A 12705-nucleotide genomic window follows, 5' to 3' on the forward strand; every position below is an offset into this window, starting at 1 on the left:
TCATGCCAAAGCCGCCGCTTGATCCGGACTTTGCAGACACCGCACCTACGATTCCGGAACTCACGCCTTACGACGAAGAACACCTCGTGACCTATCTGCGCCTGCTCGACGCGGACAACGAAGGTGCCGACTGGCGTGAAGTCGCCCGGATCGTCCTGCACATAGATCCCGAGCGCTACCCGGGCCGCGCAGAACGGGCGTTCGAGAGCCATCTGAAATGGGGTTACGCTCAAATGTAGTTCGAAGTCGTTCAGCGTCTTGAACACATGCCCGAGCAGCGAAGAGTTCCCGGTCGTTTCCATCAAACATATGGACGTCAAACTCCTTCTGGCAGAGAAGTCGGCTCACATCTTCAAGCATTGCGTCGCCTTCAAACAGGGGGGACGTAATGCAGAGCGGCTCGTCGTGGTCATCGAAGAAGCACGTGATCAGCCCGAGCAACTGGTGATCGCCCTCGGTGCCCGGAACTAGGTATATCTTAATCTCCTGCCTTAGCTGGGCGGTTATGATCAGCTCTTTGGGTGCTTTGATGATTTGCGCGAACCGATCATCTGGCTCTATCCATAATGGGCACAATCCGCTCGGTAGTTCTCGGGCCGTGTGGAGCACAGATGGGCATCGGATTGAGATCATTATTTATTCCGCCACTTCCGCAATGCGAGCTGTGTTCTGACAAACTGTCCTATTCTGCTAGACAGACCGGTCTTGCACGACAGCAGGAGGTGCAAAAGGTGGCGCGTTCAATCGGTTTTGCCCCAGCACGATGACGGTGCAATGGCTCTGCGCGCGTGTGATGCCGTTGTAGAGCAACCTGCGTAGATGCTCCACACTACCTGTCGCGGTATGCGGCCAAAGAACGATGACATTCGGAAACTCGCGGTTCTTGGCGCGCTGTATCGTCATGGCTAGGTGGCCGCGTTGCCGCCGGAAGCCCAGACGCGAACGGTTGCGCACGGACTCCCGCAAGAACTCTTTAACTTGCCCGGCGGTGAAAGCCGCTTGCCCGTGCACCCGGCGCAAGCGGTCGATGCGGCTAAGAACATGCGCGATAGGCGCGTGTCCGGCCAAAGGCGTTAGGAGCGTGCGAAGGTCGGTGCAGGACGCCGTTTCCGGCAATGCGATATCGGCCAGCAAGGCATCGGCTTCTTCGTTGTCGTGGCGGTCCCACGTAAGCGGGTACGGCCCGAACGTCGCACCGTTGTCGCGCGTCCACTGTCTCGTCTGCACGGTGGCAAGCGCGGCGCGGATAATCGCATTGCCTGCGTCGGGCGTGAGAATAACGACCGGGCCTTGGCGCTGCGAGATGTCGTTGGCAATCGTCCACGCAAGGAGTCCCGTATTCCTCTGCGTTGCGACCGCATCTTGAAGCCGGAAACCCGGGCCGTTCCATGCCGTCCTGTTCTGCGCGGTTCTGGCGGTGAGAACGGATTTTACATCCTTCCCTTGGCGCACGGCCAACGCGGCGGCGAGGAGCCCCTGTTGAGTTGTGCGCCGAACCTGCGTGAGACGGTGCGTCTGGCCCGCGCCTTCAAGCCAGCCCATCAGGGGAGCGGTGTCGCGACCGTTGTGAAGACACTGAAAGGCATCCGCCGCCGCGACGATCCGGCAGGACGGCGAAAGCCCCTGAAGGACGCGCATCCGGTGTTCGTCGAGGTCTTGCGCTTCATCCACCAAGATCAACGGAAAACTTCGGGCCACCCATTTTTGAACAGCTTCGTTTTCCAGAAGACCCGCCGCCAGAGCGCACGGCCCGTCAAATTCGCTCAATGCGTCGGCCTGCGCCTGCATCGCGGGGGTAATCAGGCTCCTGCGCCGTGCGGCCACAGTCCTGGCGAACACATCGAAGGTCTGGCAATCGAAACGCCTGCGGAACGCCGGGTTCTCGCCAAGGCGAGCATCCAGACGGCGGCGCGCACCGTTCATGAAGGTAAGCGCCAAGAGCTTGTGCCCTTCGCCCAAAATCCCATCTTGAACGATCTCGCCCGCGCGGCCCACGAGATTGTGGGTCTTTCCCGTGCCGGCCGCGCCCTCGAAAAAATCGAATGTCATGGCGGCGGCATAAAATGGAAGACGTGCATATCGGCGGTCGAGTCCGCCGCGACGCGCGTGAAAAGCGGCGTGTTGGCGTTCGCAGGATCGCGCAGTACGGCGCACATCGCATTGAGCAACTGCGCGGCTCGGGTCCGGCAAGCCGCACTGGCCATAAGCGTGATGGCGGCGCTCTCATGGGTCGGCGCGTAGGATTTCTGCGTGAGCAAATGTGCGGCGAGCGCCTGCACGTTGGCAAATGCCTGACCGAGGGCGGTTCCCAACGCGGCAAGCATCGCGGCTTCGTCCGCGCCTGCAATCCAAGAAACCACATGCTCCATCGCCCAGCCTTGCGGCCAGAACACGACAGAGCGCGGCGGCGGATTGCTGGTCTTCACCAGATCGAAGTAGCCGCGCCCATCATTGTCCCCGTCCACGAGGATGCAGGGCCGTGCGTGAACGGCACTGACTAGCGCGAATGTGTCGGCAATCTTGGCGTCGATGGTCGGCACGACGCCAACGAAGGTAGAGAAAAGCGGTGCCCCGTTTTCAGCGTTCTGCCAACCCTGATGCAGTTCAAGTGCGGTTTGCAGCGCCTCAAGCCATGCCACGTCTGAAACGCCTTCCGGGATCAGGACGCATTCGTGCATGAGCGCGGCCACGAGCTTCTGCCGCCATGCAAAGAGCAAGTGCTGCTGGTGGTTGGTCGGCTGCGCGGGCATGGGGTCCATGAGTGGCTTGGCGTTCAGGACTCCCCCGCGCGTTTCGATAAACAGCGTATCGGGCGCGGGAAACATCGCGGCGACGATAGGCGAATGCGTGGTCACGATGGTCTGGTTGCACAGCGCATTGAGGCGGTTGACCAGCCGCTTCTGCTGCGAAGGCTGGATGTGCAGTTCGGGTTCCTCGACGGCCAGTACGAAGGACTGGCCCGTTTCCGCACGCGCCTTGCCGAACTGCATGAGCAACAAAAGGCTTTGCAGCGAGACAAGGCCCGTGCCCTGCCGCTGCGAGGGAAGGGTTGGCCCCGTACCTTGAACGAAGTGCGGCACCACGCTTTCTAGAACGGAATCGCTATCGGTCGAAGTCAGGCGCAACTGGAGTTTGGGCGCACTTGCCATGAGCGCGCGCAACTCGTCATTGGCCGCGCCGACGATCTCAGACAGCCCCGGCTGGTCTTCAAGACGGGTGCCTTCGGGCGGAGTCCAGAGGCGCTGACGCTCGGCGCGCACGGCCTGCGCGGGCATGTCCCCGCGTGTCGCCACCACGCGGCGGAACAACTCCGACGAAAAGGAAATCCAGCGGTCCCATGTGCGCGACGCCGGGACCAGAAAGAAGCCCAACTCTTGAAGCACCTTGGCGTGGATGGTGCGCAGGTGCGCGTCTTCCGCGAACGGATCGCCCAGTGTGGCCTCGTCGTCCACGAAGAAGCGGATCGTTTCGGCTTCCAGTTCGTCCAGATCGAACCGCGCGGCGAAGCCGATCTGCACGGCCAGGCCGGTATGCTGAGCGTCCGGCGCAGCGCTCAGGGTCTTGGCGTTGGGATCGAACCATTTCTCAACGCCGCGTTCAGGGCTGAACCAAGAGGAATGGTGATGCGGGTCGTTGAGCGTGAATCCCGTCACGGTCGCGATACACAGGATACGCACGGCCTCATCCGGCGAACTGCCGTGAAAATCATGCTCTGTAAGCCGGCGCACCAGACGGTCGCGCCCGAACAACAATGCCAGCGCCTCGATGATGGTGGTCTTGCCGCTGTTGTTTGGCCCGACCAGTACGGCGTGGCGGCCCAGCGCGATGTCCGCCGAACGAACGCCCCGGAAGCCGGAGATTTTTAGGCGGGCAATGTGCATAGATAGCCGTGTTTGAACGCAGAAGTAATTCGAGACGTTATGGTGCGGGCGGCCAGAACTGAACCGGCACGGGTTTACCCCCAACGGATTTTAGGTCTGGCGCACCCTTCGACTGACATTCTGAAGGCAACGGGGAGGTTTTTCAATGACTGGTTGTGTTTGTGCCCGGCGGGCGAAAATTTACTTTCGGGATAGGTAATGGCCTAAGGCCGAAGAAGAAGGGCCAAGCCCCAGGAGGCGCTGGCCGCAAGGGGCGCGCCTACCTCACCGGCAAGCGGTTCGGGATTTCAAAGGTCATCATGAGAATCGGCGCGACTGGTGGTCGCGAGTTCCTTCTTTTTGATTTTGGCTTTCGGTTTTAGGACGTTGATCACGGACGCATCCAACGTGTTCTTGAGATGGATTGCGTAGTTCTTTTCGATCATTTCAACGCTGGTGCGGCAGTTCTTGGCGATTTGATAAATATCTGCCCCCTCCATCAATCGCATACAGATGTAGGTGTGACGAAGGCTGTAGGCTGTCCTTGGTTTTCCATCACGGTCGAGCTTGAGGCCGATACGATCTAAGAGATTGTTAAGCAGCTTGATATGATTGCCAGGAAAAAGCAGGTCAGTCGGTTTGGGGTATTCGACCGTTAGCGGCGGCGGTGACTCTCCCCCTTCCTTGCGCCGCTGTTGCCGTTGCCGGCGTGTCTCGCCTTGAATGGGTTTCGGGCACTTCAGTAAGCGCTGATAAACGCGCACAGCGCCGGGCATGCTCTTGCAGTGGCCGACGCCGCGCTTGCCGCGCACTTCGATTTCCAGAATCTGACTGCCGTTGGCGTCGTCGGTGACAATCGTCACGTCGCGGTGCTGAAGATTGAACGCTTCATCCGGGCGAAGCCGCGTGTTCGCCATGAACAGTATGAAGTCGTAGGCTTGCTCGGCAATGAGACCCGATCGTCGCAACGATAAGTAGGGCCCTTGCGTGGGAGCGTCCGAACCAGCGGTGAACGCCATCTCTCGAAGCTTGTCCACTGAGAGTCGATTTGCCCACACGTCCTCGATCAGGTCCGTCCTCACAAACTTTGGATCCAGTGATTTGAGCCACGCGGGGACAGGGATGAGATGTCACCGGCCCGATACGGAAAGTTGACACAACCTGATCGTCATCAAAGATGTGGCACGGCACGATCTCGATCCGATCTCGCAAGATGCCGGATACTCTCGCGTCGAGTTTCTCCTTGAACAGGTCTGTGATGAGCGTGACCCAATTGTCGTCGTTCGCGTCCTCACGATTGCGTATGCCCGAGATGCTGTCACCGACGGCATGAAGGGCCGCCTTGGCGTAGGTGTCTTTGGACACCTTTGCCTAAAGCGCTGACGATTCCCGTTGATACCGGTTACCAAGCTCGCCGTTCGCCTAGAACGCTTCATCACTCATATCGATCTGGCCGGACGCGACAGGGATCGCCGGAGGAAAGGGACCGCCAAGCTTATGCTCAGCCATTCTTTCGGAAAAAATAAAATGCTGTACCCGAACGCATTCCTCGACGATCTTCTCAATCAGCGGTTCCACTGCCGACGGCACGGAAGCGGCGCGCGGCGCTCTTTTTCCGGGTTTAGGTTTCGACAATTGCGACCTCGACTGTTGTTCGGCGCGGTCGTCCACCGCATTGCACACCGGAGACACGGGGGTATTGCGCACACAACGAGCCTAAAATAAGCATGCCTACTCCCTGCCTTTCGAAGCCGCTATTAACCCGTCAAGCGCACGGCACTTCCCACCCGCATGGATCATGACGTGGCAATTCGCACATACGATTGCCAGATCCTTCAGCTTGGTTTCCCGCCCATTCTTCGGCGACTTGCTGAGGGGAAGCAGGTGATGCACCTGCGCGTAGCCTTCCCCCAATGTGCCGTAACGCTCGGCAAAGTCGAAGCCGCAGTTCTGCACTTCGCAGATGAGCTTTCCTCCATTGGCGCGCAACGCTTCCTGAATCTTCTCCCGCCGCGCCTTTGCCTCGCGGCGTCGGTGGTAGATGAACGCCCGCTTCGATTTTTCGCCTTCGAACCAGGCCAGTTCAAGATCGGATGAATCGACTGCCGGCAGGACCGGTGTCTTTCCCCGCTCAAGCAGGCATTCTCCCGTTGCATAATCGTACTCGGTCACGGCCCACCCGACCGGGTCGAGCAGTCGGGCCTTTACAATCGATGCCTTTGGCTTGAGATCGGCCGGATTGCGTTGTTCGCCGTCGACGACGATCACCCGGATGGGAAGTTGCTGGCGGTAGGCAAGCTCAAGGTTCTTGCCGAAATCGGCGTCGCGTCTATTCCATACGTTTGCGCCGGGCCCTTTGCGGAGCGCAGCAAACCCTCGTGGCTTTCGACGGAACGAGACGCCGCCCTTGCCCTGCTTCAGGCTTCGATGCCAAAGGCAGACCGCAACCGCTTCGCCAGGTTGTTCAAACGACCAGTTGTAGCAATATTTGGGATTCGCGGCGGGACGGTTGCCCTTGTAGTTCTTCCACGGACCGATCTCGAACCCAGCCTCGTTGAGCAAGTCCATCACCAGACGCTTCCGGGTCGGCTTTAGTTCATCTAGGACAGACATCGAGGCCCCCGCAATGTTCAGGGAAATTTTTCTTGCGCGTTCGCGGTTTGCTGTCAAAAGCGCCCAATTATCTGGACCTGGGGCGTCTCCGCACGTTGCACGGGTAAGCTATCGAGAACGGAGCCGCAGGCGTCTCTGCACTCGGGCTTCCATCCCTGACACAAGCCGAAATTCTCTCGTCACGCCCAATTTCTATACGCGTACTCGATCAGGTCACGCACCAATTCGAGTAGTCCGGCGTAGGGGAAACCGTCAAAAGGATAGCCATGGGCCAGTTGATTCCGAATTTCAGCGAGCCCCGGACGAGTCTTGCCGTTGAGCATACCTGTTGCGGAGCCACCGCATCTTTTGACCATCGGTATCTTTTCGTCGGTCAGCCCGTCATGCTTCGGCAAGTATGCCAGCAGCCGGTGGAAATAAATTCTTCCCTTTTTGTCCCGCACCTTGTGCCCGTACTTGTCGGTAAGCGCCAGTTCAAGGGCAGTTAAGGCGACGAGCTCGCCAGCCTTGATCAGGTCGAAATCAAGCCAGGCCAACAAATGCAATTTTTGGGCACGCTCAAATTTCGCCGCAACAATTTCTGGCACGGGACGCGTGAGGCTGAGCCGCTCGACAAAGTCGTGCCATTCGGCAAGGGTGTAAAACGACACCCATGCTACCGGGTTGCCCTGCATCGGCCAAATCATTCGTACCGGATCGGCTGACCGATCCGCCGTGGCTTCGAGAGCATGAAGGAAGTCAGGTGCCAGCTTCATCTGTGGGTGCGATACCTCCGAATCCGGTTGCAGCTATCGTCAATTTGCCGAGTCCCTCGGCTCAGAGGCGGCAGGAAAGAGCCTCCTCGCATAGCCGCTAATGTCATCCCTGACGACATGATCCGTTTCACGCCACAGACGTTTCAGTGTTTCGCTATATCCCTCCGGGGGCGTATGCAAATCGCCACCGCCTTGAATGATCGCCTTGATTAGGATCACCCGGCAACGGCCCGCGCGATGCTGCTCTCCGATCGTCCCCTGGCTCAGTTCACGTAATGTATGCATGACCATGCCGTGGATGCGCTTCTTGAAACGATCGTCAACAGATTCCGCTGTGAGCAGGGATTCCAAGCAGGATGCCAGCGCAAGAATTGCGGATTTCGGGATATTGCCATTCTGATGGGCCAGATTGTCATTCAGCGCCAGATGCGGCGAGTCTCTCGGAACATCTTTTATGTTCTCAATCCATCTGGTCAGCGCGCTGAAGAGTTGGTAAATGAGGTACGCTGCTCGCGTCGGCCACTCATCGGTGAGATCGATATTCTCTCCCGACGCATCATAGATCCTGAGAAGCTCCTCGATGAAATGCGGAAAGTAGTAAAGCCACATGTGCCACCGAATGCCTTGATACTGCGCGGCCGTGACCATGAGGTCGAAAAACCGGATGGTAACGAAGGTTCTATCGGCCCATTTCTCGTCTTCGAAACCGTCGGCTGCGTCATTCAAGAATTGCACGTAAGCCGGATCGTTCCCAGGACGAAGGGCAGAGATTAGATAGTCACCTATGGGCTTCCATACGCCTAGACGTTCGGCGGTTTTGGCATCACCGAACAGAAAATGGAGAAGGCGATTTTGCTCCGGAAACCAGTAGCCTTCCTTGGATGAGATATTCTGGTTCTGCTTGATTTCGGCATACAGAATGCTTCGGCTATTCGAGATCATCACCCGCAAATATTCGTCGCAGAATTCCTGGACGCCATGTACCGAGCATGAAAGAAGCCGGATGCCGAAGTTAGGTCGGGACAAGGCGATGAAAGAGATCAGTTCATGTGTTTGCAGCAGGAGGCGGAAGACCTCGTTGGCTGCATCTTCTGCGCGGCGACCAGCCGGCATTAGCTTGGCGAGCCGCGCTGCCGTTAGTGCCGTCGCACGATACCAAATCGGCCGTTTGGAGAATTCCGGGATGCCAGCCGCCAGCCTTTCAACGTGCTTATGCATCGGAAGATTTTCTGGATCGAGTTCGAGCACGCGCTCACGAAGGGCTGGGAGTGCGAGCTTGCGGGTAGCGGCTCGATCCAGCAGCTCAATATGAGGTTCCAAGAGCTTGGTAAGTTCCGCATACCGACCTTCGTAAGCGAGCTCGGATGCCAAATTGGAGAGGGCCGGCAGAGCACGTGCCGAAAGCCTTATTCTCGAAAGAGCCAGCCAGGCGAGAGCAAGCCAGCAGATGACGACTACGAAGGCTGCCTGCCCGGCATTGATCCGGCTTTCGCTTGAGATTGTCAGATAGCGGCAAGCTCTGCCGATTGCTTCGGGGCACGGCAACGCCAGAAGCGAAAAGAATTCGAAATAGACAACAAGACAAAATCCGATAGCGGAAATTACCAGCGGCGCCACCATGCGCAAACGCAGGCGAAGGCGATCCACACTTGATAAGATCGCATAGGCGGCAATGATGAGCGTGAGAAAAGTGAGAAAGCCGTCGAGTGTCACTGCATGCCCAGCCTGGCGTTCGTGTTAAACGACCTGAAATCGGATATCCTCCTACCCTAGCACCAAGCGGACTCAATACACGCAAAAATTGTTCTGGCGCGTCCGGCGATGCCGGAACGGGCTCGATGGCGCTTTGGTTTCCGGGGCGAGCTTTGGTTGCGCTTCCTCGACGCGTCCAATGTCGCTGTCGAGGTCCTCAAGGCCGAGTGCAAGCTGATCGGGATCGATAGGCTCGGAGCTGCGTCCGAACTGCATTCGCTGCAGCTGTTTGATGATGGACTTGAGCCGCTCGATCTCGGTGTCGCGATGGTCGACCGCAGCGGCAATGTCGCGCACCAAGCGCTGCAGAAGGTCAGTAACGGAGGGGAGATTGGCGATATCGAGCTGCATGTCCGATGGGTACTCGAACACGCTGATTCGTAGAAGAATCGCAACTCAGTTCAGCACTGGCTTTTGCAGATCATCCTGCAGTCGCAGGCTTCCAGACACGCTCTGGCGCACGCCGGTCGATGCCTTCGATCAGCATCGCGAGTTGGGCTGGTGTGAGTGCGATCGAGCCGTCATAGCCCGCCATCACCGGCCACACCAAGCCGCCCTGGTCGATGCGTTTGGTGAACAGACAAAGGCCGTTTCCGTCCCAGAACAGGACCTTCAGGATCGATGCCTTCTTGCCGCGGAAGGCAAACAGATGACCGGAGAACGGATCCTTCTTCAGCGTGTCCTGGACCAGTATTGCGAGCCCGTCCATGCCTTTGCGGATGTCGGTGTAGCCGAGCACCAGGTGCACTTCCACGCCTGCAGGAACGAACATCGTTGTGCGGCCTCCTTGCTCTCGATCTGCGCTCGCACGGCGTCCGGATCGCTGCTGGCGGGAGCTAAGATACGCCGTCCATCGACGAGGTCGACGGCCACCATGCCCTCCGGTGGACGCACGAGATCGCGCAGGGCGCGCGCGGTGGGCATGTCGTCGGGCAACACGACACGGGCGAGCTTGGAGCGCTTCCTTTGCGCGATGCCGAACTGCGCGCGCCAGCGGAACAGAAGCCCGGTGACGATGCCGTGCTTGCGCGCGACGGCAGAGACTTTGGCGCCTGGTAGCTCGGTTTCCTTGGCGATCGCGAGCTTTTCCTCGTCGCTGAAGAAGCGCCGAACCGGTGCTGACGGCGGCGCCGGATCGCCAACTTCGGCGGCTGTCAGCGGCGTTCGGGCTGTGAGTTCCTGGCACTAGTGCTAACGGCCGGACGGGCGGAGGGGTGAAGATGGGCGCGCCAGTCGATCGTGACCTCCCCGGAGGCCAGTCGGTCGCGCCATTTGCGCAGCGAATGCGGCGACAGCTGTATCAGAGCGGCATAGGCGCGGAGCTCCATTCCGCTCCAGTTCAGCGGCTCGTCATGCATTGCCCAGAACGCCTGAGACGCCCGATTGCGCACATCCGAGGTGACGCTGACCTGCGCTGCTTCTGCTTTCGGAGCGCCTTTTCTCGCTCGTCCCGAACGCGCTCGCGGCGCAATTCCGTCTGACATTTCTCGAGCTTAAGCGCAGTCTCGTTGCCGGCCAGCCGCTTCAGCTAACGCCGCAGAGTGTTCTCGGTCAGACGTTGTTGTTGGCAGTATTTGCGGATCCCGAGACCGCTTCGACGCCACGGCTCGATGTGCAGCAACCACCATTCGCGCCGCGCCTTGTTCTCGAAATGTTTGGACCCCACCGGAGATTCTCCACAGCAGCAGAGAACTCGAAATGGAACGACGACACACGAGGGGGAAGGCGTGCAGAGACCGGACGCTTACGGGACGACGTTTCCGTGCCGTCCATAATCGGCCTGACTGTCCTGCTGCTGACGCGGCAGCGGCGGCCATGCAGAATGAGCGCTCTCACCAACACAGGAGGCGCGTCATGAAGTTCTTCTGCGGACTGGATGTCGGTATGAATCAGACCGCGATTTGCGTAGTCGACGACAAGGGTGGCGTGCTACTGGAGGTCGCGGTGATGACCGACCCGGACGCGATCAAGGGCGCACTGTCGCCGTATGTCGGCCGGCTGCGGCGGCTCGGCCACGAGGCTGGCGCGCTGTCGCCGTGGCTGCATCCCGAATTGCTCCGTCTCGGCCTGCCGGCGATCTGTCTGGAGACCCAGCACGTGCGCGCCGCGCTGCATGCGCAGCGCAACAAGACCGACCGTGCGGACGCGCTCGGGATCGCGCACATCATGCGCACCGGCTGGTTCCGGCGCGCGCACATCAAGACCGCGCCGTGCTACCGGCTGCGCCTGCTGCTGACGCATCGACGCAATCTCAAGCGCAAATTCCTCGATCTCGAGAACGCGATCCGGCACTCCTTGAAGGCGTTCGGGATCCGGCTCAACCGCGTCGGCCGCGGCGCCTTTGCGCAGGCCGTGCGCGACGCGGTGGCCGGCGACGCGCTGATCAGCGAGCCGATCGATGCCATGCTCAACGCCCGTGCGGCGCTGTGGAAGGAGTACTGTCGGCTGCACGGCCTGGTCGTCAAGCTGGTCGCCGGACACGAGCTGTGCCGGCGCTTCATGCAGATTCCAGGCGTCGGGCCGATCGCCGCGCTGAGCTTCATGACGGCGATCGACGATCCGTCGCGCTTTCGGCGGTCACGCGATGTCGCGGCGTATTTGGGCCTGACGTCGCGGCGCTGGCAGTCGGGCACCTCGATCGATGTGCAGGGGCCGATCAGCAAGGCGGGCGACGCCGATGTGCGGCGCACGCTCTACGAGGCAGCGAGCGCGCTGCTGACGCGCTTCAAGCGTCGCGACAAGGTGAAGACCTGGGGACTGGCGGTTGCCAAGCGGTCTGGACACCGCAAGGCGGTGGTCGCGGTGGCGCGCAAACTCGCGGTGATCATGCACGCGATGTGGTGCGACGGCACGGCGTATTGCGGCGATCAGGCCGTCAGCGCCGCCGACGCGGCCGCGCATGCCAAGCGCAAGGACCGCAGGCTGCTGGGAGCGCTGGCATGAACAATAGCAACAGCCCGGCAGCAACGAACAGGCGTCGCGGACGACGCGCGAAGTGATGGAGTTCCGCTGTCAGCGGATGAGGACCAGTGCAGATCCAAGACGACGGAACGCACGCTATCTTGCCTGCGAGGCGGTGTCCGAAGGGACGGCGCGATCGCGCAAAATTGCCTGTGACGCGGCTCCGTCAGACCGATGGAAAATTGCGCCGCGACGGCTATGCTGCTGCCATCGTGCAGCCGCGCCATGCCGCCGCTGAGCGCGGAAAGCTGCACGGCGCACTGGGACTCCTCGCTGTCAACGAGCTGCAGATCAGAGCGCGCTGCAGGCGTGCTTTTGACGATGAAGATGGAGAGCACCAATGGCGAAAGCGACGAAGAAGATCGTGGCAGAGAGGCAGAACACCCGGCCGATTAAAGCGGCAAGATAAAAGCGGCTCGCCGGTTGAACTACAAACCACTGACGTGGCTTGCGTTCAGCCGTGCCGGTCGGTCGTTGGGCGTGCCGCCACTGGGCCTTTTGCCAACGAAGGCAAACGTCGTTGCGGCACCAATCGTAGCGTAGCGAGCTCCAGCGCAAAACTCGGATCAGCACCGGGCCCAGCGCTGGAACTGCGAAGCGGAGTGTGCGTGGGCAGATATCTCAGAGTACGGTCATCAGGCCCCAAAGCCTGCGCCGATGCCCAGCGCACTGCGCGTAGGCAAGAATATCGTGGCCGATTCCCCGGACCGTTTGGCAGCCGCCAACTCCCGTCCGATGAGCGGTCGCATCGACCTCCGTTTTCT

The 12705-nt window shown here is 60.0% G+C and carries 15 protein-coding genes; 3 read left to right on the forward strand and 12 right to left on the reverse strand.

What is annotated here, in order from left to right; all coding sequences use genetic code 11:
• The first annotated feature begins 2 nt into the window (after positions 1 to 2).
• Both QW845_RS31350 and QW845_RS31355 read left to right on the forward strand, forming a co-directional pair.
• A complete protein-coding gene (locus QW845_RS31350; RefSeq protein WP_315805383.1) occupies positions 3 to 239 on the forward strand; it encodes a DNA -binding domain-containing protein in 237 nt (78 codons plus the stop codon).
• 70 nt (positions 240 to 309) lie between these two features.
• The gene (locus QW845_RS31355; protein ID WP_315805384.1) at positions 310 to 471 is read left to right on the forward strand and encodes a hypothetical protein; all 162 of its coding nucleotides are present in this window, start codon (positions 310 to 312) and stop codon (positions 469 to 471) included.
• 219 nt (positions 472 to 690) lie between these two features.
• Here the strand turns inward: QW845_RS31355 and QW845_RS31360 are convergent, their stop codons facing one another.
• The 12 genes from QW845_RS31360 to tnpA (QW845_RS34230) form a co-directional block, all read right to left on the reverse strand.
• Positions 691 to 2049: an ATP-dependent helicase gene (locus QW845_RS31360; protein ID WP_315805385.1), complete on the reverse strand. Its 1359-nt coding sequence runs from the start codon at positions 2047 to 2049 to the stop codon at positions 691 to 693.
• The gene (locus QW845_RS31365; RefSeq protein WP_315805386.1) at positions 2046 to 3881 is read right to left on the reverse strand and encodes an ATP-dependent nuclease; all 1836 of its coding nucleotides are present in this window, start codon (positions 3879 to 3881) and stop codon (positions 2046 to 2048) included. Before QW845_RS31365 ends, QW845_RS31360 begins: the two co-directional genes overlap by 4 nt.
• A 287-nt stretch (positions 3882 to 4168) precedes the next feature.
• Complete coding sequence (locus QW845_RS31370) at positions 4169 to 4879, reverse strand: hypothetical protein (protein WP_315805387.1); 711 nt, start codon at positions 4877 to 4879, stop codon at positions 4169 to 4171.
• 403 nt (positions 4880 to 5282) lie between these two features.
• Positions 5283 to 5531, reverse strand: coding sequence for a hypothetical protein (locus QW845_RS31375; protein ID WP_315805388.1), 249 nt, complete (start codon positions 5529 to 5531; stop codon positions 5283 to 5285).
• 60 nt (positions 5532 to 5591) lie between these two features.
• Entirely contained in the window at positions 5592 to 6428 is an 837-nt protein-coding gene (locus tag QW845_RS31380) for an HNH endonuclease (protein WP_315805389.1), read from the reverse strand.
• 224 nt (positions 6429 to 6652) lie between these two features.
• Positions 6653 to 7228: a hypothetical protein gene (locus QW845_RS31385; RefSeq protein ID WP_315805390.1), complete on the reverse strand. Its 576-nt coding sequence runs from the start codon at positions 7226 to 7228 to the stop codon at positions 6653 to 6655.
• A 39-nt stretch (positions 7229 to 7267) separates the two neighbouring features.
• Positions 7268 to 8941, reverse strand: coding sequence for a hypothetical protein (locus tag QW845_RS31390; RefSeq protein WP_315805391.1), 1674 nt, complete (start codon positions 8939 to 8941; stop codon positions 7268 to 7270).
• A gap of 72 nt (positions 8942 to 9013) precedes the next feature.
• Positions 9014 to 9331 carry a transposase gene (locus QW845_RS31395; protein ID WP_315805392.1) on the reverse strand — a complete coding sequence of 106 codons (318 nt, stop codon included), beginning with the start codon at positions 9329 to 9331 and terminating at the stop codon, positions 9014 to 9016.
• Positions 9332 to 9401: 70 nt separating this feature from the next.
• The gene (gene tnpB / locus QW845_RS31400) at positions 9402 to 9752 is read right to left on the reverse strand and encodes an IS66 family insertion sequence element accessory protein TnpB (protein WP_315805393.1); all 351 of its coding nucleotides are present in this window, start codon (positions 9750 to 9752) and stop codon (positions 9402 to 9404) included.
• Positions 9653 to 10138 (reverse strand): IS66-like element accessory protein TnpA, encoded by a 486-nt coding sequence (gene tnpA, locus QW845_RS31405; RefSeq protein ID WP_315805441.1) that lies wholly within the window; start codon positions 10136 to 10138, stop codon positions 9653 to 9655. The genes tnpB and tnpA (QW845_RS31405) overlap by 100 nt, the downstream gene beginning before the upstream one ends.
• Entirely contained in the window at positions 10135 to 10338 is a 204-nt protein-coding gene (locus tag QW845_RS31410) for a hypothetical protein (RefSeq protein ID WP_315805394.1), read from the reverse strand. The genes tnpA (QW845_RS31405) and QW845_RS31410 overlap by 4 nt, the downstream gene beginning before the upstream one ends.
• A 170-nt stretch (positions 10339 to 10508) precedes the next feature.
• Positions 10509 to 10646: an IS66 family insertion sequence element accessory protein TnpA gene (gene tnpA / locus QW845_RS34230; RefSeq protein ID WP_409997989.1), complete on the reverse strand. Its 138-nt coding sequence runs from the start codon at positions 10644 to 10646 to the stop codon at positions 10509 to 10511.
• Between the two features lie 188 nt (positions 10647 to 10834).
• Between tnpA (QW845_RS34230) and QW845_RS31415 the strand changes: the two genes are divergently transcribed.
• Positions 10835 to 11923: an IS110 family transposase gene (locus QW845_RS31415; protein ID WP_315805395.1), complete on the forward strand. Its 1089-nt coding sequence runs from the start codon at positions 10835 to 10837 to the stop codon at positions 11921 to 11923.
• The last annotated feature ends 782 nt before the right edge of the window (positions 11924 to 12705 follow it).

Origin of the sequence: Bradyrhizobium sp. SZCCHNS3002 (assembly GCF_032377435.1) — a bacterium.
Classification (GTDB): Bacteria; Pseudomonadota; Alphaproteobacteria; order Rhizobiales; family Xanthobacteraceae; genus Bradyrhizobium.